At 66.8% G+C, this 21,919-nt stretch carries 21 protein-coding genes; 11 read left to right on the forward strand and 10 right to left on the reverse strand.

Annotated features, from left to right (window positions below):
- Positions 1-28: 28 nt before the first annotated feature.
- From ACWIQA_RS02410 to ACWIQA_RS02430, 5 genes are all read right to left on the reverse strand, one after another.
- A complete protein-coding gene (locus ACWIQA_RS02410; protein WP_448581471.1) occupies positions 29-1,207 on the reverse strand; it encodes a serine hydrolase domain-containing protein in 1,179 nt (392 codons plus the stop codon).
- On the reverse strand, positions 1,204-1,497 hold the full coding sequence (locus ACWIQA_RS02415; protein ID WP_448581472.1) for a hypothetical protein: 294 nt from the start codon (positions 1,495-1,497) through the stop codon (positions 1,204-1,206). Before ACWIQA_RS02415 ends, ACWIQA_RS02410 begins: the two co-directional genes overlap by 4 nt.
- Positions 1,498-1,516: 19 nt before the next feature.
- Positions 1,517-2,566 (reverse strand): class I SAM-dependent methyltransferase, encoded by a 1,050-nt coding sequence (locus tag ACWIQA_RS02420; RefSeq protein ID WP_448581473.1) that lies wholly within the window; start codon positions 2,564-2,566, stop codon positions 1,517-1,519.
- On the reverse strand, positions 2,566-3,936 hold the full coding sequence (locus ACWIQA_RS02425) for an MFS transporter (RefSeq protein ID WP_448581474.1): 1,371 nt from the start codon (positions 3,934-3,936) through the stop codon (positions 2,566-2,568). The genes ACWIQA_RS02420 and ACWIQA_RS02425 overlap by 1 nt, the downstream gene beginning before the upstream one ends.
- An 86-nt stretch (positions 3,937-4,022) precedes the next feature.
- Positions 4,023-5,270, reverse strand: coding sequence for an FAD-dependent oxidoreductase (locus ACWIQA_RS02430; RefSeq protein ID WP_448581475.1), 1,248 nt, complete (start codon positions 5,268-5,270; stop codon positions 4,023-4,025).
- Positions 5,271-5,414: 144 nt separating this feature from the next.
- On the opposite strand from ACWIQA_RS02430, the gene ACWIQA_RS02435 reads away from it, so the two are divergent.
- From ACWIQA_RS02435 to ACWIQA_RS02455, 5 genes are read left to right on the forward strand one after another with little or no spacing between them, the layout of a single operon-like run.
- Entirely contained in the window at positions 5,415-6,194 is a 780-nt protein-coding gene (locus ACWIQA_RS02435) for a maleate cis-trans isomerase family protein (protein WP_448581476.1), read from the forward strand.
- Positions 6,194-7,129, forward strand: coding sequence for a polysaccharide deacetylase (locus ACWIQA_RS02440; RefSeq protein WP_448581477.1), 936 nt, complete (start codon positions 6,194-6,196; stop codon positions 7,127-7,129). Before ACWIQA_RS02435 ends, ACWIQA_RS02440 begins: the two co-directional genes overlap by 1 nt.
- Positions 7,126-8,337 (forward strand): methyltransferase domain-containing protein, encoded by a 1,212-nt coding sequence (locus tag ACWIQA_RS02445; protein ID WP_448581478.1) that lies wholly within the window; start codon positions 7,126-7,128, stop codon positions 8,335-8,337. Before ACWIQA_RS02440 ends, ACWIQA_RS02445 begins: the two co-directional genes overlap by 4 nt.
- On the forward strand, positions 8,334-8,702 hold the full coding sequence (locus ACWIQA_RS02450; protein WP_448581479.1) for a hypothetical protein: 369 nt from the start codon (positions 8,334-8,336) through the stop codon (positions 8,700-8,702). Before ACWIQA_RS02445 ends, ACWIQA_RS02450 begins: the two co-directional genes overlap by 4 nt.
- 3 nt (positions 8,703-8,705) lie before the next feature.
- On the forward strand, positions 8,706-10,274 hold the full coding sequence (locus ACWIQA_RS02455) for an FAD-binding oxidoreductase (protein ID WP_448581480.1): 1,569 nt from the start codon (positions 8,706-8,708) through the stop codon (positions 10,272-10,274).
- A 5-nt stretch (positions 10,275-10,279) separates the two neighbouring features.
- Here the strand turns inward: ACWIQA_RS02455 and ACWIQA_RS02460 are convergent, their stop codons facing one another.
- The 4 genes from ACWIQA_RS02460 to ACWIQA_RS02475 all read right to left on the reverse strand — a co-directional run bounded on the left by ACWIQA_RS02460 (position 10,280) and on the right by ACWIQA_RS02475 (position 15,170).
- Positions 10,280-11,152 (reverse strand): serine aminopeptidase domain-containing protein, encoded by an 873-nt coding sequence (locus ACWIQA_RS02460; protein ID WP_448581481.1) that lies wholly within the window; start codon positions 11,150-11,152, stop codon positions 10,280-10,282.
- Positions 11,149-11,739 carry a PAP/fibrillin family protein gene (locus ACWIQA_RS02465; protein WP_448581482.1) on the reverse strand — a complete coding sequence of 197 codons (591 nt, stop codon included), beginning with the start codon at positions 11,737-11,739 and terminating at the stop codon, positions 11,149-11,151. Before ACWIQA_RS02465 ends, ACWIQA_RS02460 begins: the two co-directional genes overlap by 4 nt.
- Complete coding sequence (locus ACWIQA_RS02470; protein WP_448581483.1) at positions 11,739-14,240, reverse strand: TonB-dependent receptor; 2,502 nt, start codon at positions 14,238-14,240, stop codon at positions 11,739-11,741. Before ACWIQA_RS02470 ends, ACWIQA_RS02465 begins: the two co-directional genes overlap by 1 nt.
- A gap of 120 nt (positions 14,241-14,360) precedes the next feature.
- The gene (locus tag ACWIQA_RS02475) at positions 14,361-15,170 is read right to left on the reverse strand and encodes a helix-turn-helix domain-containing protein (protein WP_448581484.1); all 810 of its coding nucleotides are present in this window, start codon (positions 15,168-15,170) and stop codon (positions 14,361-14,363) included.
- A gap of 74 nt (positions 15,171-15,244) precedes the next feature.
- On the opposite strand from ACWIQA_RS02475, the gene ACWIQA_RS02480 reads away from it, so the two are divergent.
- The gene (locus tag ACWIQA_RS02480; RefSeq protein WP_448581485.1) at positions 15,245-16,282 is read left to right on the forward strand and encodes a DUF1838 family protein; all 1,038 of its coding nucleotides are present in this window, start codon (positions 15,245-15,247) and stop codon (positions 16,280-16,282) included.
- A gap of 96 nt (positions 16,283-16,378) precedes the next feature.
- Here the strand turns inward: ACWIQA_RS02480 and ACWIQA_RS02485 are convergent, their stop codons facing one another.
- Positions 16,379-17,155 (reverse strand): alpha/beta fold hydrolase, encoded by a 777-nt coding sequence (locus tag ACWIQA_RS02485; protein WP_448581486.1) that lies wholly within the window; start codon positions 17,153-17,155, stop codon positions 16,379-16,381.
- Positions 17,156-17,273: 118 nt separating this feature from the next.
- On the opposite strand from ACWIQA_RS02485, the gene ACWIQA_RS02490 reads away from it, so the two are divergent.
- The 5 genes from ACWIQA_RS02490 to ACWIQA_RS02510 form a co-directional block, all read left to right on the forward strand.
- Positions 17,274-17,822 (forward strand): hypothetical protein, encoded by a 549-nt coding sequence (locus tag ACWIQA_RS02490; RefSeq protein WP_448581487.1) that lies wholly within the window; start codon positions 17,274-17,276, stop codon positions 17,820-17,822.
- The gene (locus tag ACWIQA_RS02495) at positions 17,822-18,676 is read left to right on the forward strand and encodes a phytanoyl-CoA dioxygenase family protein (protein ID WP_448581488.1); all 855 of its coding nucleotides are present in this window, start codon (positions 17,822-17,824) and stop codon (positions 18,674-18,676) included. The genes ACWIQA_RS02490 and ACWIQA_RS02495 overlap by 1 nt, the downstream gene beginning before the upstream one ends.
- A 104-nt stretch (positions 18,677-18,780) precedes the next feature.
- Positions 18,781-19,797: an NAD-dependent epimerase/dehydratase family protein gene (locus ACWIQA_RS02500; protein WP_448581489.1), complete on the forward strand. Its 1,017-nt coding sequence runs from the start codon at positions 18,781-18,783 to the stop codon at positions 19,795-19,797.
- A gap of 46 nt (positions 19,798-19,843) precedes the next feature.
- Positions 19,844-21,349 carry a CoA-acylating methylmalonate-semialdehyde dehydrogenase gene (locus tag ACWIQA_RS02505; protein WP_448581490.1) on the forward strand — a complete coding sequence of 502 codons (1,506 nt, stop codon included), beginning with the start codon at positions 19,844-19,846 and terminating at the stop codon, positions 21,347-21,349.
- Between the two features lie 12 nt (positions 21,350-21,361).
- Positions 21,362-21,919 (forward strand): enoyl-CoA hydratase-related protein (locus ACWIQA_RS02510; protein ID WP_448581491.1); only part of this gene is annotated, 558 nt, incomplete at its 3' end.

Raw genomic sequence — 21,919 nt, forward strand, 5'->3', positions numbered from 1 at the left:
CCGGTCCCCGGGACGCGGTAAGAGCCGTTCAGGACGTCCCGCGCAGGATCAGGTTGACGAGGGCGCTGTCATCCCAGTCGGGCGCGGGCCGGCCGACGCGCACGATGGTCATCCTGGCTGACGGAATCACATAGACTCGCTGCCCGCCGGCGCCGTCGAGGAAGACCACATCGTCGCGCAAGAAGGGCTCCGCGGCCGGCACGGCGAGCGCAATGGTCGCCGAATAGCGCCTGATGGGGGCATGCGGGCTGCCGCGCCAGACTTGCATCCCGAAGTTGGGGTTGGTGGGGGAGGGCTTGAGCATTGCCCGCACGTGGGCGGCTGGCACCAGCTGCCGGCCGCCGACCCGGCCGTCGCGGCGGATCAGCTCGCCGAGCATCAGCCAGTCCATCGGCCGGGCCTGGAGGCAGCAGAAATAGTGCGGCGAGCCGCCAGCGCGGTCGAGGAAGAGCTCGGCGTCCGCTCCCCCCATCGGCTTCCAGATGCGCCGCGACAGATAGTCGGCAAACCGCACACCCCCGAGCACAGCTGCAAGCGCTTCGCCGGCAAGCTGGCTGTCAAAGTTGGAATAGGCAAAGCGCGTGCCCGGCGGCACTGCCTGCGGCACTTCAAGTGCGACGGCGCGAATGTTGGGCGCGAACATGATCCGCATCGTCGGCGAAGAGAGCGACGGCGGCCCCGGGGGCGGTGGCGGGAAGGCGAGGCCTGAGTGCATGTGGAGGAGCTGGCGGATGGTGACGGCGCCGCGCGGGTCGTCCCGCCATTCGGCCAAGTGGCGGCTGACCGGGTCATCGAGCCTGATCCGCCCCTCGGCAATTGCCGGACCAAAGGCGAGCGCCGTCACCGCCTTCATCATCGAAGCCGTCGAGAAGCGGCTGTCGCGGCCAAAGCCGTTCCAGTAGCGCTCGAACACCAGCCTGCCATCGCGCGCAACCAGGAGCGCGTGCGTTTCCCGCGCCTCGGCCCAGGCGGCTGCTGCTTCGAGAGCAGATGCGCGGATCCCTGCAGCCTCGGGAGCCCGGGTGGGAAGTGGCCTCCCGCGCCCGCCTGCCACGCGCTCGGCTGGCCGATAGGCATGGACGGCTTCAACGCCATGCGCAAGCGGAAGCGCCTTCGCCCGCGCAGCGATGATGGCGGCTTCGTCGGCCGATGGCTGCGCCAGCGCCGGTGCGGCGAACAGCAGGGCGGCGGCGAGCCATATGGTCATGTCGGCTGCTCTGGCGCGAGCGTTGCAATGAGGGCGCGGGCAAAGGCGTCGCGATCGGCAGCAAGCCGCTCGGCCAGCGCCCCTTCCGGCTGGAAATCGCGGATGGCCTCGAAGACGGCGATGCCGCGGCTCTCCAGCACCGCTTCCAGCACGGCGAGGCGATCGCGCGTCACCCACAGCTCGCGGGCCAAGAGCAGCAGGGCCTTGCCGAGATGGTCGAGCTGGCCCGGGTGCAGCGACGGCGACGACGTGGCCGCGCGCGAGGCAGCGCCGGGGTCGGTCTCTGTCATGCCCGCCAAGTCGTTCCGGTCACTGCGGCTTCACCCCCACAGTCACCCAGGGGTAGGGCGCCCCACCCGGCCCACCTTCGGAGACCTCGACAAAGCCGGCATCGCGCGCGGCTTGGGCCTGGTCGAGCGTCGCCGATTCCCGCCACCAAGGCTCACCGCCGCGTTTTGCCAGCCAGTCAGCCCGCCACGCCGCCATGCGGTCATGCACCCGATAGGGGGTCACGTCTGCCATCAGCACCATCCCGCCCGGCCGGGCGAGGCGGAACGCCTCGCGCCACACGGCCCGGCAGGCTTCTGCTGGAAGCTCATGGAGCAGGATGTAGGAGGTAACGAGGTCAAAGCTCGCATCCGCAAGCCCTGTTGCTTCGGCCGCCGCCTGCACCAGCTGCCACGGCCAGCCATTGGCATTCGCCACGCGGAGCGCCTGGCGGAGCATGGGGAGCGACAGCTCCACCCCCGTGATCCGGGCCTCTGGGAAGCTTCGCTGAAGCGCGACCGTGTAATGGCCCGACGAGGTGCCGAGCTCGCAGATGTCCCGGACCGGCCGTCCCTCGGGCAGCAGGGCGAGCACCGAGGCGCGCTGGGCGAAGATGTCGCCCGGGAAGGTGCGGGCGACATAGTGGCGGTGGATGAGCTCGCCGTGGATGAAGCCCATCTCGGGGTGGCCATTCCAGCCACCAGTGGTGCGATGGAACCACACACCGTCCCAATAGGCCGGCGGCACCAGTTCTGGCGCTTCCACAAGCGTTGCCGGCCCTCGCGTTTCCAGCGCCCGCATCCGGGGCTCGAGCACATCCGCCGATTCGGTGAAGGCGGCCACTGCCGATCGGCCATGCTCCACGCTTGCGAATTCCCCAACCAGCGCTGCGGTTGCAAACGCATCCGAGCGGGCAAGCGCCGCCTCGACCATGGCATGGCGAGCGTCGAGATCCTCAGGCAGAGTCGCTGCCGAAACTCCGGCGGCGGCAAGCTCGGCCTGCCAGCGCGGCGCAAGCCCTGCGCTTGCCTGTGCCAGCGACACGAGAAAGTCCATCTCGGCGCGCCCCTTCTGCCGAAGCAGGAATTCCATCAGGCCAGCTCCTTGGCGTGCTCGTCGATCCGGTAGAAGAGAAGCGGCACAGTGCTCAAGGCATAGAGCAGCGCCGGAAGCACCGCAGCGCCCAGATAGACTCCGGTCACTGCCACTTCGGTCTGGGCGACCCCCGTCTTTGCCGCCTGCGGGTCAAAGCCGAAGCCGGAGAGGATGAGCCCGATCAAGAGTGGCCCGAGTGCCATCGCCGATTTCTCAACCAGGCTATAGGCCCCGGCATAGAGGCCCTCGCGGCGGATTCCCGACCGCCTGCAGTCCCAGTCGATCGCGTCGGGCAGGATGGATTGCCCCATCAGCAGCACGCCGCCCGTCAAGATCCCGCCGGCCGCACCGCGCAAGTGGATGAGGAGCGCCGGCTCGCCGGGCACGGCAAGGAGGAAGGAGAGCTTGACCAGCGCATAGCCGAGACAGGCGGCGATGAAGAGGTCGCGCTTGCGGAAACGCCGGCCGAGCCGGACCCACAGCGGCATGCTGGCGAGCATCGCAACCGTCGTGATGGCGACATAGATGCCGACCACCCCTTCCGGGACTCCGAGCACCTGGACGATGAAGAAAAGGATCGACGCTTGCATGGCAGCAAGCCCCACCAGCTGCAGTGTCTTGGCGAGGAGCAGCATTACGAACGGGCGGTTCCGCAGCACCACCAGAAGGCTCTCCCGGTCGCCGCCGGGTGCGGGAGCGGTTGCGCGGGCGCGGGCTGAGGCCGCGAAGGCCGTGAGCATGGCAGAAAGGACGATCGCCCCCAGCATTGCCCCCGTCACTGCCCAGGCCTCGCGGTCGCCGCCGAGGCTTGCAGCCACCTTCGGCGCGAACCCGACGAGGGCGCCACCAAGGGCAACGAAGGCAACCCGGAAGGAGAGCAGCGCTGTCCGCTCTTGCGGCGAGGAGGTCATCTCGGCTGGCATGGCGAGATAGGGCACGTTGAAGAGGGTGTAGCCGAGCGCCAGCACGAGGAGGCCAGAGACCAGCCAGGCCGAAAGCGCCAGCCCCTCGAGCGCCGGCGGCATGAAGAGGAGCAGGAATGCCAGCGCTGAGACCAGGCCGCCCAGGAAGAGGAAGGGCCGCCGCCGGCCCCAGCGGGTGGCAGCCGTGTCCGAAATCCGGCCCATGAGGGGCGCGATCACGGCATCGAACAGCTTGGCACCGAAGAGAAGAGCTCCAGCCAGCGCCGGGTTCATGCCAAGCACGCTCGTCATGAAGAAGAGGAGGAGGATGGAGGTGGTGGAAAGGATGACGACCGTCCCGATCGAGCCGGCCGACCAGCCGAGCCTCAGCCCGAGCGGGATCCGGTCGGAAGCCGCGTTGCTGTCATTCGTCGTGGCCGGAACGGGAAGCGCCGCCGTCGTCATCGCCTTCCAATCTCTCCCTCCAGCGCTCGGATTTCCGGACGCGCGGACGTTATGTCCGCATAGCGGAGACTCCCACTGCTTTTGGATCAGGCGATTGCCGCAGCGTCCTCAAGACTTGCGAACATCGCCTGGCGATGCAGGTAGGCGCGCCGCTTGTCCGGGTCGCGCAGCACACCTGCCATTTCCGCAAAGACCGACCGGCGGGCCTCCTCGCTCGCTTCGATCATCGCCTTGTTCTTCTTGGTCTGCTCCTGGATGAAGCTTCGCGTGACAGCGCGGCGCTGGCGGCCGAAGCGGGGGAGCAGCGTGGCGGCGTCTGCCCCTTCCTGAAGAATGGCAACCAACTTCTCAGCCAGGTTCATGGCATCATGGATGCCTGAATTCATGCCCAGCCCGCCGAGCGGGTTATTGAGATGCGCGGCGTCGCCCACCAGAAGCACCCGGCCGTGGTCGAACCGCGCAGCAACCCGCTGGTGCACGCGGTAGATGGTGCGGTGCCTTGTCTCAACTTCGGGGTTGCCGATCAGCCGGTCGAACACCCGCGCTCGGGTCGAGTCGGACAAGAGCTCAGAATCTGGCATGTCCTCGTCGGCTGCAACCAGCACGCGCCAGAGGGAGGGCACCCGCAGCAGCACATGCCACCATTCGGGATCGGAGATGTAGTTCACATAAGCGAGTGCGGGAAAATGGGCCTCAAGCGGCCATTCGGTCGAGAGCGTCAGGAACTTCTCCGGGTAGGTGAAACCCTCGAATGGCACATCGAGCCATTTGCGGATGAGGCTGTTGGCGCCATCGGCTGCCACCAGGTAGCGCGCTCGCACTTCCTCGATTTCCGTCGGCGCCTCGAGGTGAACCGTCACTCCATCCGCGTCTTGGGCAAAATGCACCACGCGCCGGGCAAAGCGCACTTGTGCTCCCAGCCGCTCGGTTGCCAGACGGGAGAGCTTCCACTGCTCGCACTGGAGCCGGAACGGATAGGGGGTGATATCGGCAAGCTCAGAGAGATCGAACGCCAGCACATCGCCGGTCGCCCGAACCCGGTACTGGTAGACTGGCGCCTTCAGCCCCTGCGCGAGAAGCGGCGCCAGCAGGTCGAGCGAATCGAGCATCTCGAGCGTCGGCGGGTGGAAAGTGCTGGCGCGCAGATCCTCCTGGCACTCGGCGCTGGCTTCCACGAGCAGCACCGAGACGCCGGCGCGCGCCAGCGCGGTCGCGGCCACCGCTCCCACCGGCCCGGCGCCGGCCACGACCACATCGACATCAGCCGATGGCCGCGCGCGCCGGGCCGCCGGGGTCTCGACCGGAGTCTCGGTTGCGTGGTTGCCAGCCGCCATCCTGCCTCAGCTTGCCGTTTCCATCGCGCGGCCATCGCGCCCGAAGCCGCACCAGGACCCCAGCCGATCGGCTTTTCTCCGCTTGGCGAAGAATCTGCGTCCGTCGGCGGCAAAGCGCGTGTCTGCTGCCGCAGGAGAGGCCCCATGTTGCACGAGGCATCGAAGATTGCCCCTACAAGCCGAGACTCGCTCGGCTGGCGCAAGCTCTTCGCTGTCGTTGCACCTTCTACCAACACCAGCGTCCAGCCCGAGTATGACGGCATGCGCCCGCCGGGTGTCACCAACCATTTCGCCCGCATTGCGATTCCCGACACCCGCGTGACTGATGACGCGAGCTTCATGGCTATGCTCGAGAATATCCGTCGAGCGACCATGGAGGCAGTCGATGTGGCCTTGTCGATGGAGCCTGACGACCTCATCATGGGGATGTCGGCCGAGACTTTTTGGGATGGTGCCGAAGGTGCAGAGAAGATGCACCGCAGCCTCAAGGCACGCACCGGGCGCCAGGTCGTGATGGGAAGCCAGGCGGTCAACGCCGCGCTCCAGGCCTATGGTGGCATCCGGCGGATTGCCGTCATTACGCCTTACATGCCCGTCGGCGACGCCCAGGTCCGCCGCTATTTCGAGGATTGCGGCTATGAGGTGGTCACACTCGAGGGCCTGAAATGCGCTTCGCCCCGGCTTATTGCCCACGTGACGGAGCAAGAGCTGAAGCGCGCAGTCGAGCGGGTCAACAGCCCGGATGTTGATGCCATCGTCCAATGCGGCACCAACCTTGCATTTGCTCGCGTTGCTGCGCTCGCCGAATTCTGGCTTGAAAAACCGGTCATCGCCATCAACACGGCAACCTACTGGTGGGCGCTGCGCTCGAACGGCATTGCCGACCGGATGCAAGGCCACGGCCGCCTGTTGGCCGAATTCTGATGCACTACGCCTATGTGCCCATGCCCGAGCGGCCGCAGCTCATCTGGCCGCAGGGCAAGCGGGTTGCACTCATCCTTACCTTCAACCTCGAGACTTGGGATCTCGTCAAGGACACGGACCGCGCCTATTATGCGGGCGGTCCGCCCATTCTTCCTGATGCCCTGCCCGGCCGGGTGCCGGATTTCCCCAATTACAGCTGGCGGGAATATGGTCAGCGCGTTGGCATCTGGCGGCTCATCGAGCTGTTTGACGAACTCGGCGTGCGCGCCAGCTGCACGGCGAACGCTGTCACCTTTGAGCGCCGCAAGGCCATGACCGATGCTGTCCTTGCCCGCGGCTGGGAGCTTCTTGCCCACAACTGGGAGCAGGGCGAGCTTTTGACTGACCTTGCCTGTGATCCAGAGGCCGAGCGCGCCGTCATCCAAAAGACGCTTGCAACCTACGCCCGCCATGTCGGCCGGCCGGCCGCAGGCTGGCTCTCCTCGTCGCTGCGCGGCACGCTTGCCACACCCGCCATTCTTGCCGAAGCTGGCTGCCTCTTCTGGTGTGACATCATGAACGATGATCAGCCCTATATCATCGCAACACCAGCGGGCCCGATATGCTCGCTTCCCTATTCGAACGAGATCAACGATTTCACCCTGCTCACCCGGCGCGGCCACACGACCGATGAATTCCGCGACATCTTGGTCGAGGAGCTGGAGACGCTTTACCGCGAAGGGGCGGCCCAGGCGCGGATCATGAATGTGGGCCTGCACCCTCATGTCTCAGGCCGGGCCTATCGCATCCGGGCCTTGCGGGAATTCCTCGAATTTGCACGATCACTGGAAGGCGTGTGGTGGCCAACGCGTGAGGAACTCGCGCGCTGGTATATGGAAAGCGACGAGGCTGCCGCCCACCGCGCCGCGATGGCGCCCAAGGAGGATCTGCAATGAGCGTCGAGATGGTCAACATCTTCCAGCAGGCGGAGCATCCGCTCCTGCCGCGGCCAACCCATGACGAGCGCGCCCGCCAGGAGTTCGCCAAGGCCATGAAGGGGTTTGTGCAGCAGGGTCTGCTTCCGGGCCTTGCAGGCGTGTTCAAGGGCCGGGCGGCACAGGCCTTCGCGCGTGACCATGGCCGCCCACCTGCTGACCGTCACGATATCCGCCGCGCCATGGTCGCTGACCCCTATTTCCAGCACTATGCGGCAGCCAACCGGATTGCCCAGGAGCTGCTGTGGGACAGTGTGATTGACTCCATCGCGCGCGAATTGCCCGCGCTCAACGCCCGCGCTGCCGAACTCTCCGCCAAGGCGAAGGCCCCGCTTGAGACGGACCCGGGCTTCGATACGCCGCGCTATGTGACGGCAATCGATATCCACTGCATGCCAGGCGGCTATGCTGGCGAAGTCGCCCCTGGCGACATCTCAACTGGCGCCCTCTACGACCGCGGTGTCTATCTCTACGCCATGGGCTATATGGGCCCCTTGAACGACGACATGGGCCGCTCGGTTGTCAACTGGCTCAAGCGCAATTTGCCCGAATTCAAACCTGCCCGCATCCTCGACATGGGCTGCACGGTCGGCCACTCGACGCTTCCTTACAAGGAGGGCTTCCCTGAGGCCGAAGTGACGGGCATCGACGTGGCCGCCCCGCAGGTCCGCTATGCCCACGCCCGCGCCGCCGGCCTCGGGCTCGAGGTCGGCTTCCTCCAGCGGAACGCCGAGGCGACCGGCTTTCCCGACGCCCATTTCGACTTGGTCGTGAGCCACATCCTCCTGCATGAGACGAGTGGCAAGGCGATGCCGGCCATCTTCCGCGAATGTTTCCGCATCCTGAAACCCGGCGGCATCATGATCCACGCCGATCTTCCGCCTTTCGACCGGATGGACCCTTTCGCCCAGTTCATCCTCGACAACGAGACCTGGTACAACAATGAGCCCTTCTGGGGCGCCATGCGCGAGCTCGACCAGATCGCACTTGCCAAGGCCGCTGGCTTTCCCGAGCCCAGATTCGCGACTGCGCCCATGGCCGTCATGGAATTCGCGGCGCAATCCGCCGACTATGCGGAAGCTGGCGCGCTTGCCGAGCGCGAGTTCACCGCCGGCGAATATGCGCCTGGCGGCGGCTGGGAAATCCTGTTCGCAAGGAAGCCCGCATGAATGCCCCCCACGCCCCCGCTCCCGCCGCCCCCATCCGCGACGCGAAAGGCAAGCGGCCGCACTTCTACGAGCTGCCGGGCCTCGACCAGGCGATGAGCATGATCCTCGTGCTTGCGTCCGAATTCGCTGCCCTTCGCGAGCGCATGGACACGCTCGAGCACATCCTCAAAGCCAACGGCATCGACGCAAGCGCTGCTATTGAGGCCTATCAGCCGACGACCGAAGTCCTGACCGAGCGCGAGCGCTGGCGCCAGGCCTTCCTCGCCCGGCTCTATTATCTTGCCCGCAAGGATGCCGCCGACGCTGCCCGCGGGGACACCGAAGCGCGCTACCGCGACACCATCGAGACCATCGCGAAAGGCTAGCCCATGGCCACTGCTGCCCCGCGCGACGCAACGTCTGCCTTCCTTGACCGCCTTGCTGCAATCGTGGGCCAGGCGAATGTCCTCACGCGCGAGGAGGACCGGCGCTTTTACGCAACCGATGTGCTGCGCGCAGCCGAAGTGCCGGTCGCCGTCGTCCGCCCTGGCTCGGTTGAGGAACTGGCCGCCATTGTCGCAGCCGCACATGCAGCGCAAGCGCCCGTTGTCGTGCGCGGTGGTGGCGCCTCCTATACGGATGGCTACACCCACGCCCGCCCGGGGGGCATCACTATCGATCCCTCGCGTCTCAAGGCCATCGCTGTTGATGCCACCAACGCGGTTGTGACCGTCGAGGCCGGAGTGACGTGGGCAGAGCTGCGTGACGCTCTCCTGCCCCATGGCTTGCGCACGCCCTTCTTCGGCCCCTTCTCCGGCCTTGCGGCAACCGTTGCCGGCTCGATGAGCCAGCACAGCATCTCGCACGGCACGGGCATCTGGGGCGTCTCGGCCGAGAGCCTCGTCGGCTTCGACCTCGTCACTGGCACTGGCGAGCTCTTGTCGACTGGCACCTCCTTCTTCCGCTTCTACGGCCCCGATCTTGCTGGCCTCTTCACCGGAGACTGTGGCGCGCTTGGCGTCAAGGCGCGGGTCAGGCTCAAGCTCATCCGCCGCCGCGAGGCGTTCGAGGCGCTCTCCTTCAACTTCACCGGCTTCGAGGCGATGCACGCTGCGATGCGGGCGATCGCAATTGAAGCGCTTGATGATGAGAATTTCGGCCTTGATGCAACGCTTCAGCAGGGCCAGATCGGCCGGCAGAAGGGGGTGGCCGCCAAGGCCGAAATCGCCGGCCAGGTGCTGAAGGGCCAGGGCTCGCTCGGGGCTGGGGTGAAGGCCTTGGCGAAGATGGCGATCTCTGGCGAGCGCGACCTCAGGCGCGCGACCTTCGCCGTCCACTATCTCGCCGACGGCGTCTCACCAGCCGAAGCGCGCGACCGGGCCGCTCGGATCCGCGAGCTTGCCCTTGCCGAGGGCGCCGAGGAGATCCCCAATACCGTCCCGACGGTCGTCCGCTCCATGCCCTTTGCGCCCTTGACCAACACGCTTGGGCCGAAGGGCGAGCGCTGGGTCCCGTTCCACGCGCTCTTGGCCCATGACCGTGTCGCTGGCTTCCACGCCGCGCTTGAAGCCTATCTCGCTGCCCAGGAGGAGGTGATGGCGGCCCATTCGATTGTCTCGGGCCGCATGTTCATGGCGGTCGGCCCCAATGCCTTCGTCTATGAGCCCACCTTCTACTGGCCTGATGCGCGCTCCATCTATCACGAGCGAGTGGTCCCTGCCGACCATCTCGCAACGCTTGCGCGCTACCCCGAGAACCCGGCCGCGCGTGCGCAAGCGATGCGCATGAAGGCCGAGATCATCGCGCTTATGGAAGCGCATGGGGCCGGCCACTTCCAGATCGGCCGAGTCTATCCCTGGCTTGCCTCGCGCGATGGACCGAGCGTCCGCCTGGTCCGCGCCATCAAGGCGGCACTTGATCCAGCTGGCATCTTGAACCCTGGCGCGCTCGGGCTCTGACCGGCTCAGCGCACGATGAGGGTCACATCGCCCGGCTGTTCTGGTGGCGGCCGGCCCTCGAGGAAAGCGAGGCTTGCAGCAACGGCGGCCTGGAACAGCGCGGCCTGGGCCTCGTCGCGGTGACGCTCGGGCCGGCCGATCATGTTGCCGAAATAATGGTCCACGTCCTTCCCCACCCAAAGCCAGCGCGGACTGACCCGGGCCGCCTCGAAGCTCGCGGCATGCGCCTCCCAGGTCGGCGCAACCGGCGGCACCACGTCGGCCGTCCCGGTCTGGACGAACAGCGGCACCGCAAGCTTCGACCAGCCGGCCGCATCGATGAAGCTCGGAAGCGGACCGGGGGGCGAGAAGGCCAGCACGCACACAACACCCGGCATCGGCAGCGGCCCGCCGTCGCCGTCCCACAGCACGCCGGCACCGCCAAGCGCCTGCGCGACGAGCGCACCATAGCTGTGCCCGGCTGCCACCAGCTCCCGTCCCGGCACGACGGACTGGAGATGCCGCGCGGCGACCCGCATGTCGGCAAGCCGCGCCCGCCAGCCGGCACGCGCTGCGGCATAATCTATCGCGCCCGCGCCCTGCGCCGGCTCGCGGTGGGTGACCGCGGCGACCACATGGCCCTCGGCGGCCCAAGCCGCGGTCAGCTCGTCATATTTCCGCGCCTCGGCATTGGCCCCGTGGGAGAAGAGGATCGCGCGCGACTCCGGGCTGAGTGCTGCTGGCTGCCACAGCCGGATCGCCACACCCTCCACTTCCAGGTCCTGAACGCGGATTTCGGGCGGCAGCGGCGGCAGCCCGGCCGGGGGCAACCGCTGCGCAGCGGCCGGCGCTGCCAGTCCAGCAAGGCCGATGAGAAGTGCGCGGCGCGAAAGTCTCACGTGTCGCGCGCCCAGCGCGCAGGCGCCCGGTCGGTGAGCGTCAGCACATAGAGGCTGCCGAAGCTTCCGCGGTTCAGCCGGAAGTCGGAATCGAGATAGACCACATCTGAAAACAGCGGCGGGATCTTCGCATTATCAATTACCACTCGAGGATGCCCAGTTGCCTGGGCATGGGTGAAGACCACGTCCATGCGCACGTCTGTCACTGCGCGGAACTGCCCCAGCGTCACTGCCTCGCCGGCTCCTCCGTCTGCGCCTTCGTAGCTGACGACATTGTCATAAAGGCCAGTCTCTGGGTCCACTTCCTGGAACAGCGTGTGTACACATATGGGCTCGGCCGGAAGCAGGTTGAAGCTGAGCCTTGCGAGCGTTGCCTCGCGCTCAAGCCCGAAGGACGACCAGATGAGCCGCCACCGTCCCCTCAGCAGGTCGGCGGCGCGGGCAGGTGCCGGGGTCGGGTTCAGCGCCTCGAGCGCGGTGGCAAGCTCGGCGATGCGAGCAACGCGCTTGCCGCCCGCAGCAAAGCCCGAGTCGGTGGCCGCGCCAAGCTCGGCAAGCTCGGCCTTGAGCGCTGCTGCATCCGCCATCAGAAGCTGATTGCCCCTGTGAGGCCAAAGGTCCGCCGCTCGCCAAAGGTTGGCACATAGGAGGCCGACAGCGCTCCGTTGGTGCCGATCAGGAACAGCGCGGTCGAAACATATTCCTTGTCGAGCAGGTTGCGGGCCCAGAAGGTCAGCTCGAAAGGGCCGAAGTCGGCGCCGATTTGGCCATTCATGAGAAGCCGGGAGGGTGCAAAGGCAAGGTTCGCCTCGTCCATATATTGCTTGCCCTTGAAGGTGCCGTCGAGCGCGATGAACAGGTCGAGCCCGTCGCGCAGCACGAAATCATAGCGTGCACCAGCGGCCGCATCCCAGCGCGGCACACGTTCGAGCCGGTTGCCGCCGATCGGAAGCACGGCCGTCGGCGTGCCGGGAACCGTCTGGCAGACCACACCGTCGCAATTGCCCGAGGCGCCGAAGCGCTGTGACGTGGTGCCGTCCTTGTAGGTGGAGTTGTTGTAGGCGGCGTTGCCAAAGAAGCGCAGCGCCTCTGTCGCCTGCCAGGCGAGTTCGGCCTCGAAACCCCACACCTTCGCCCCGCCGTCGACATTGCCGATGGTCGACGGCACGATCGCAAAGAAGGAGGGCGCGGTGCCATTGGCCTGGAGCCGGACCACGCTCGTCTGCAGCGCGTTCCAGTCCGTGAAGAAGGCGGCCACATTGGCGGTGAGCGGGCCGAACCGGTTCTTCGAGCCGATCTCGTAGGTCCAGTTGGTCTCGCTGTCGAAGGTGCGCTGGGGAACGAACGGCACATTGCCGTTGATGCCGCCCGCCTTCACGCCGCGTGCGACCGAGGCATAGATGTTGTTAATTTCGGTCAGGCTGTAGGTGCCAGTGAAGCGCGGCGCGAAATAGGTGATCGACTGGCTGAACCGCGGCGGCGCGAAGGCCTGGACAGCCGGATTGGTCGGCTCGCGCGTGAGGAAGTCGGTTGCCGACTGGTCCTCGATTGAAAGCCGCCCCTCGACCGTCAAGGCGAACCGCTCCACTGGCTTCGCCTCGGCAAAATAATAGAGGGCAAGGATATTCTCCTTGCGCTCGAGATAGCCGGTGCGCTGGAACAGCGCCGAGGGGAAGGGGAGGCCAGGGCCGATGGGGAAAAGATAGACAGCGGGATCGGCTGCAACCAGGCTGTTGGTGGGGGCGTTCGATGTCGCGTTGGAGGCGACGTCCGTCGTGCGGCTGTAGTGAAAGCCGACAAAGCCGCTCCAGCGGTCATTGCCACGCAACAGGAAGCGCAGATCATGCGCCGTGCCGGAGAAGGAGGAGTCGGTTCCGGATTCGTCGAAGATCGTGCCGAGGTTGAAAGGAGGGAAGGGCACTGTTACCGGGCGCAGCGGATTGGGGCTTGGCGAGCCGCGGCCAAAGACAGAGCCGCTCGCATAGCCGAACAGATACTCAACTCCGACCGGCCCGTCAGGTTCCCATGTCGCCCGCACGGTCAGAAACTCGCTCGGACCCCTCAGGCCGAAGGCACGCGGGTCGATGACGACTCCGGGCGGGCGAAGCGTATCGGCCGGGGCGACGACCGGCGTTGCTGGAAATTCGCCCACCCACAGCCGGTTCTGGACTGTAAACGGCGGCGTGAGCCCGGGCCGCGGGCTCGCGTTCAAGGTGTTGAACGGATAAAGGATGGTCTGGGTGCCAACCGTATAGGACGGCACCGTCTCCTCGTCGCGCTCGGTGCGGATATAGCTTGCCTCGATCCTGACCGTCTCGGTCGCCTGCGCGGTCACCCGGCCCTGGATCATCCAGTTGCGGTAGCCCCCGATGTTGCCGCGCGTGTTCGCTCCTTCCGCATCGGCCAAAGGATGGGCATTCTCCCAAGTGCCATCGAAGCTCGACCATGCCCCGGCGACCGACATTGCCACGCGGTCGCGCACGATCGGCACGGAAACGAATCCCCGGCCCTCATAGCGCGCATGGTTGCCGATGGTGCCCCCCACGCGCCCAGTCGGGGAAGCAAGGTCCGGTGCCTGGGTGGCCATGGCCACGGCACCAGCAAAAGCGTTGCGGCCGTAGAGGGCCGACTGCGGCCCCTTGATGACCTCGATGCGCGAAAGCTCGAGCAGCCGCTGGTCGACGAGGTAGGGCCGCTGCAGATAGACGCCGTCAAGAAAATAGGCGACATTGGTGACGGGGCTGTCCACCCGCAGGTTGGTCTGGCCGCGGATGACCGTCTGCGGCACCAACGGTTGCAGCGTCTCGAACGAATAGCCCGGCACGATTGCAGCGACATCGCGCAGCGAGAACATGCCCTGGCGGCGGATCTCGTCGCCCGTCACAACCGAGATTGCGATCGGGACATCCTGCAGCCGCTCCTCGTCGCGGCGCGCCGTGACCAAGATGTCGTCCTCGATCGCTGCATCGGCCACACTCCCAGCTGAAGCAGGCGCTGCAAGCGCGCTCGCTGCTACACCTGTGAGTGCGAGGACGAGAAGCGGCCGACGCACCGGCTCGGAAGAGAAAATGGCATGCCTACGTCCCATGACGAATCCCCTTGCAAGCGATTTGTGCGCGCTTTGTTTTGGCCCCTGAAATGCGGGAGGAAGACTTGGCGCACGCCACCAGCTTGACAAAGTCTCCGCAGGGTGGAGAGATGGCGGGTCTTAGTCGAGGGCTGCTGAGAGCCGGGCGGCGGCATCGACCAGGGCCTCGGCGTAGCGCGCTTCCGCCTCGCGCATTGGCATGGCGGAGGAGAAGAAGATAAGGCTCATCGCGCCTGCTACCCGTCCGCCCTGGAACAGGGGTGCGGCAAGCGAAGAGGTTTTGCCGGGTGTTGCCGTGTAGGCGTTGCGCGCCTGCGTCGCATAGCCCTTGGCGCGGATCCGCTGGAGGAGGCCGCCATCGGCCAGCATCAGGCGCGCCATCCGCTCAGCGGGGCCATCGCCTTGCGCCAGGCCCGCCTTCACAGTTGCCAGATCCTCAGGATCCGCGAAGGCAAGCCAGGCCTTGCCCGATGCACATTCCGAGAGCGGCAAGGTGAAGCCTGGCGCATAGTTGTGGAAGGTAAGGGTTGTGAGCTGGTGGGTCGAATCCTGCACCATCATCATGCCCCCCACTCGGGTCGAGACCGAGACCGGCCAGAGGAACCGCCGCGTCAGCTCGACGATGATCGGCCGCGCGGCGGCGACCAGCGCATCGGCCTCGCGGTAGCCCGAGGCGAGCGTGCGCACCAGCGCCGTTGGCCGGTAGCGCTTGCGCGCTGGCTCGCGCTCCACCATCCCCTCGGCAATCAGCGTGTCGACAATTCGGACGGCAGTCGGATAGGGAATGCCGGCGCCCCGGCTGATCTGCATCATGGTCACCGAGCCCCCTCGGTTGATGACCTGCAGCACTTGGAGGCCACGCGCCAGTGCCCGGACATTGCCGTCGCGCTCCACCCCAAGATGACCCGGCGCGGGTTCGTTATCCGTCATGTGGACAGTTTGCCGCTGGCTTCCCCCATGTCAAAGCCTTTCCCGGGAAGGACGCGGGACGAAGGAGATGGACCATGTTCGAGCGACGTGAATTGCTGATGGCTTCGGCTGCGCTTGCGGCCGGCGCTGGCCTTGCCCATGCCCGGCCGGCCGCTGCCGTCGGCCGGCCCGACCGCACGCCAGAAGCGCTTCGCGGCCGCTTCCTTGACCTTACCACCCCGCGCGGCAACATGGAGGCGTGGGCGCGTCTTCTTGGCAACACTGACATGAAGAGCACCAAATATGGCTGGGCGCGCGGCATCGTCCAGGGCGTGCGGCCAGGCGAGGCGGTGCGCGATCTCGTCGGCTTCACCATGCTCTCAACCGCCCGGCTCCTCCCCCATGAGAGCGGCATTGGCTACCGTAAGGTGTTGCGCGAGATCGGCCTCTATACCGACCTAGAGACCGGCGAGGTGCTGGACGAGTGGACCAACCCCTATCTCAACGAGAAGGTGCGCGTCGTCCATATCATGAACGACCCTTTCAACCACACCATCACCGAATATCGCCCGCAGCCGCCCTCCTACGGCGGGCTCAACACCAAGGCGCCGCCGCCCCAGCCGCTCCAGCTCGACTGGACTCGCCACGGCGACCGGCTCCATCTCTTCAACCACATCAACCTCTTCTACCCTTCGGCGCTGCAGCCGGCGAAATGGCCACGCGAGAGCGGCCAGCCTTTCGCCCAAGTGACCGAGGTCTTCCTCTACCAGATCGCCTGGCCGGAAATGCAGGACCGGCGGCGCACCAGCGTCACCTACCATGGCACCTGGGCGCGGACGACGCCCTGGCTTCCCTGGATGCTGATGGGCCCCACGCCCGGCCACTGCCAGTATCATACCTTCATGGGGGCAGTGGATTCGCTCGACCAGATCGACCGCAAGACGGTCGACTGGGTCGCCAAACACCAGCCCAAATATCTCGAGGCACCGGCCACCTGGGAGGAACCCTCGCTCTCCAGCCTCGAATGGTATGCCCGCCAGCAGACCCCAGCGCCGGTTCCGCCCGGCCAGCCGGTGCCGCGCGCGCCTGATCCTGAGCTTCCCGCCTGGTTCCGCGCTGCGCCCAGGGCCTGACACCGCGTCCCGGAGACCGGAACCGAGCACCCGGACGCGCAAGCGCTCCTCACGCGCCGGCCGGTAGGCCGAACGCCTGTTGGCGATGAGTCATCGTCAACGGGCCGTGGGACCAGCGAGATAGCCGAGGAAGGCGCGGATCGGTGTTGCAAATTCGCCCGCGCGGGCCGGGTCGTGCAGCGGGTGGGTTCCGGGCCAGCAGTGCCGGGCTGCGTCGGGCCGGAGTGCCAGCGTCGCCATGAAGCTCGCGGCCTGGCTGTCGGCTTCGGCGCCCAGCACCAGAAGCGGCATGCCGACCTGCGCGAGCAGCGGCGCGGGCTCCCAGCCGGCCATGACGGGTGCTGAGGAGATGAACCCGGTCTCGAGCATGGCCTTGAGCGCGGCAAAGGGGTCGCCGGCGCCATATTCGCGCAGCAGCCCCTCCACCCGCGCTACCACTTCGCCGAGCGTCGAAGGCGCGGGCGCCCGGCCGATGGCGGCGAAGGCGGCCCGGAGCTCGGGCGTTGGGAAGGGGAGGCCATCGAGCATCAGCCGCCCGACCCTGGCCGGGTGGCGGGCGCCAAGCTCGAGCGCCACGGCCGCGCCGACATGGGCGCCATAGACGGCGGCCGCTTCCACGCCGAGTTCGTCCAGCATGGCGGCAAGCGGGTCGGCCCAGTCGGCAACCGTCCACGGCTCGCCGCGCGGGTCGGAGCCGCCATAGCCGTAAAGGTCGGGCGCCAGCAGCCGCACGCCGGGAAAGGCGGGGCCGAGATGGGCGAACATCGCACCCGAAAGCGGGGTCATGTGGAGGAGCAGCAGCACCGGCCCCTCGCCGTCGCTGTCACGCAAGTGAAGCTGGCCGGGGGCGAGGTCGAGATAGCGCTTGCGCATCTCTTTCCCCTCGTCCGGCCCGTGTCCTGGCCGAACCCGCTCCGCGCCTCTCGCCGCAGGGCGGAGACCCGCCCCTCTGCTTGCAGCCGCGGCCAACCCGGCACCGCAGCTTTGCTCCGTGCTTGAGCGATTCGCCCTGTTGAACCTCGCCTTCCTCGCGGTTGCCGCCGCCATCCTGCTGTGGGCGCGCGTGCGCACCCTCCCCGGCCCGGCCTTTCCCGGCCCGCGTCCGGTCGGGCCGCTGTTCAAGGCCTGGCTCGTCGTCATCTGGCTGGTCGGCATGGCGCTCCCGCTTGCGGCGCTCGCCATCGAAGGTTTCGCGGGCGGCCATGCGGCCACCCGCGCGGTGCTCGGCTGGTATATCGCCACCTTCCTGGCCCAGGTCGCCTTCGAGATCTTCGTCTGGAGGCGCTGGCGCTCGCCGGTCTGGGTGATCGTGCCCTGCCTCTTCCTTCCCTGGCGCCTGTTCCAGGTCGCGCTCGGCCTGATGCTCCTCGACGGGCCACCCCTCACCCTCATGACGCTCTGGGCGCTGCTCCTGCTCTGGGTCATCAATGTCGGGGTGCATTATTCCAACATCCCCAACACGCTGCGCTGGGATGCCCACCCGCGTGACGCCGATTTCGCAGCCCTCAGCCACCCCAACCCGTTCCGCAAGGGTGGCTGATGGCAGCGGTCGAGCCCCGCCATGTCGCCCAATATGCAGCGGAAGGCTGCACAAGGGTCGAGGGCGCCTTCTCGACCCTATGGGTCGAACGGCTGCTCGCCGCAGTCGATCGCTGCCATGAAGCGCTGGCAAGGGGCGAGCCGCTGCCCCCGGTCGGCTCGGTCGGGCCGCGCAACCCGCCCTCGCTCCACCGGACCGGCAAGGGCGGAGTCCAGCTCCGGAACTGCATGGCCGCCGACCGCGCCTTCCTCGACTGGATGCGCGAGAGCCCGGCGGCCGAAGTCGTCGGCCGGCTGACCGGCGCTGCCCATGTCCGCTTCTGGATGGATGCGACCTTCGTGAAGGAAGGGAGCGACCCCGAGACGGCGACCCCCTGGCACAATGATGTCTGCACCTTCCCCTTCACTGGTGAGCAACAGCCGAGCCTCTGGGTCGCACTTACCGACGTCGATGAAGACAACGCCCCGCTGCTCACGCTTGCCGGCTCGAACCGGGACCCGTTTCGCTACCACTCGCCGCTGTCGCGCCAGGATGTGGCGCTTCCCGGCTATCGCCCCTGGGCTGAGCTTCTCGCCCGGGTCGAGGCCCCCGATGCCGACATCCGAGTCTGGCCGGCCCGCGCCGGGGACTGCCTCCTCATCCACCCGAGGACCATTCATGGAAGCCGCGCCCAGGCGCCGGGCCGGACGGACAGGCGCGTGGCCTTCACCACCCGCTGGCTTGGCTCCGACGTCGTCTGGGCGCCAGATGCGCTCTCGGTGACGGTCGCCGGCCTTTCCGACCATCCCGCCATGCAGGTCGGCGCACCCCCGCCGGACTCGCTCTTTCCCATCGTCTGGCGCGCGCCTGCCTGACCTTTCGGCTGCAGCTTGGCCGCTGGGGCCTTGGCGCCAATCGGCCTTGCCATTGCCTTTCGCTGGATGTGCGCCCAAGGCCTTCGAAAACTCTAGGAGCGCGGATGACGGTTCTGGTGACAGGCGCGGCCGGTTTCATCGGATTTCACGTGGCGCGCGCGCTTCTTGCCCGCGGCGAAGCGGTGATTGGCCTCGACGCTTTCACGCCTTACTACGATGTGGGCCTGAAGCGTGCGCGCGCAGCCGAACTTGCGCGCCAGGCCCGCTTCCATCTCGTCGAGGCCGACTTCGCCTTGCCCGGAGCCCTTGCCCCGCTTGCAGCTTTGGGCATCGCGCGCATCGTCCATCTCGGTGCCCAGCCCGGTGTCCGCCACTCGATCGAAAACCCGCAAGCCTATCTCCATTCCAACCTCGCCGGCCACCTGGCGCTGCTTGAATTCGCGCGCCACACGCCAGGCCTCGTCCACATGGTCTATGCCTCCTCCTCGTCGGTCTATGGCGCCAACCAGCGCCTCCCCTTTGCCGTCGAGGACCGCACGGACCATCCCGTCTCGCTCTATGCGGCAACCAAGCGCGCCGACGAGCTGATGAGCGAGACCTATGCCCATCTCTACCGCATTCCCCTCACAGGCTTGCGTTTCTTCACCGTCTACGGGCCCTGGGGCCGGCCTGATATGGCCGTGTGGAGCTTCACTGAGGCCCTCTATGCTGGGCGCCCGATCCGCCTCTTTGCGGGCGGCAACTTGCTGCGCGACTTCACCTTCATCGACGATATCGTTGCCGGAATCCTTGCCGTGCTCGACCGCCCGCCCGCCGATGACGGCGCCCTGAAGCCCGGCGGCTCGAGAAGCCCGCACGCGCTCTACAACATCGGCAACAACCGGCCCGAGCGCGTGCGGGATCTTCTTGCCCTGCTTGAGGCAGAGACGGGCCTTGCTGCTTACGTTGAGACCCTGCCGATGCAACCCGGCGACATGGAGGCAACGTTTGCAGACATAAGCGCTCTTGAACGGGCCACTGGCTTTCGCCCGGCAACACCGCTTGCGGAAGGGATTGCGTCCTGGGTTGCCTGGTATCGCGACGTCTGGCGGACCCGGCAGTCCAGCAAAGGGACAGGTTGAACCGGCGCCAGGCCCGGAGCTAGGGCCGTCCCGCAAGGAGACGGCGATGCGGGTTATCCCACATGTACTGGCGCTTGGGGCGGAAGGCCTGCCCGAGGCCCCCCTTGGCGATGTGTTTGACCCCAATTCGGGCGAAGTGCAGGCGAAAGTGCCGCTTGCGGGTGCTGCCGTCCTCGACCGCGCCGTCGAGGCTGCACGCGCAGCGCAGCCGGCCTGGGCTGCAACCAATCCCCAGCGCCGGGCGCGCGTGCTGTTCCAGTTCAAGGTGCTGGTCGAGCGCGAAATGGATTCGCTTGCCCGGCTGCTTGCGTCTGAACATGGCAAGACCATCCCCGATGCGCGCGGCGACATCCAGCGCGGCCTCGAGGTGGTCGAGTTCGCCTGCGGCATTCCGCATGCCCAGAAGGGCGAATATACGCAAGGCGCCGGGCCTGGAATCGATGTCTATTCCATGCGGGTTCCGCTCGGCATCGGGGCTGGCATCACCCCCTTCAACTTCCCTGCCATGATCCCGATGTGGATGTTTGCAATCGCCATTGCCTGCGGCAACGCCTTCATCCTGAAACCCTCGGAACGCGACCCTTCCGTTCCGGTTCGGCTTGCCGAACTGATGCGCGAAGCCGGTGCACCGCCGGGCATTCTCCAGGTCGTCCACGGCGGGCCGGAGATGGTGAATGCCATCCTCGACCATCCGGCCATCGCTGCCGTCAGCTTCGTGGGCTCATCCGATATCGCCCAGCATGTCTATGCCCGCGGCACTGCAGCAGGAAAGCGCGTGCAGGCGATGGGCGGGGCCAAGAACCATGGCATCGTCCTCCCCGATGCCGACATGGACCAGGTGGTGAACGACCTTGTCGGCGCCGCCTTCGGCTCGGCGGGTGAGCGTTGCATGGCGCTTCCCGTCGTCGTTCCCGTCGGCGAGGCCACGGCCGACGAGTTGCGGCGCCGCCTCGTCCCCCGGATCGAGGCGCTGAAGGTCGGCCGCTCCGACGATCCCGCCGCCGACTATGGCCCGGTTGTCACCGCCCAGCACCGCGAGCGGATCAGGGGCTGGATCGCACGCGGTGTCGAAGAAGGTGCCGAGCTCGTCGTCGACGGCCGCAACCTCACCCTGCAGGGCCATGAGAAGGGCTTCTTCATCGGCCCGTCGCTGTTCGACCATGTCCGCCCCGAGATGGAAAGCTACAGGCAGGAGATCTTCGGCCCGGTGCTCCAGATCGTCCGCGCCCGCGACTTCGAGGAGGCGCTCGCGCTCCCCAGCCGCCACCAATATGGCAATGGCGTTGCCCTCTATACCCGCAACGGCCATGCCGCACGCGAGTTCGCGGCTCGCGTCAATGTTGGCATGGTCGGGATCAATGTGCCGATCCCGGTGCCCGTTGCCTATCACACCTTCGGCGGCTGGAAGCGCTCGGCCTTCGGCGACCACAACCAGCACGGCCCCGAAGGCGTGCGCTTCTGGACCAAGGTCAAGACGGTCACGCAGCGCTGGCCTGATGGCAGCGCCGGCAGCGCAGGCGCTGATGTCTTTGTCATTCCGACCATGGCCTAAAGGGGGCATTTCATGAGCTATGAGACCATCCTCGTCGACCGTGAGGGGCCGATCCAGATCATCACCCTCAATCGCCCAAAGGCCCTCAATGCCCTCAACAGCCAGGTGCTGGGCGAGCTCATTCGCGCATTTGAGCGCTTCGATGCCGACCCCGAACTCCGCTGCGCCATCCTCACTGGCAATGACAAGGCCTTCGCCGCCGGTGCCGACATCAAGGAAATGGCGCCGCAGACGGTCGGCGACATGTTCGGCGGCAATTATTTCGCCGGCTATGATCGCGTGACCGCCACGCGCAAGCCCTGGATCGCAGCTGTTGCCGGCTATGCGCTCGGCGGCGGTTGCGAGCTTGCCATGATGGCCGACATCATCATCGCAGCAGATTCAGCAAAGTTCGGCCAGCCGGAGATCAAGCTCGGGGTGACGCCGGGAATGGGCGGCTCGCAGCGCATGGCGCGCGCCATCGGAAAAGCCAAGACGATGGAAATGTGTCTCACCGGCCGCATGATGGACGCCGAGGAAGCCGAGCGCTGTGGCCTTGTCGCCCGGGTGGTGCCGGCCGCCGAGCTGATG

This window comes from Thermaurantiacus sp. (assembly GCF_053487655.1).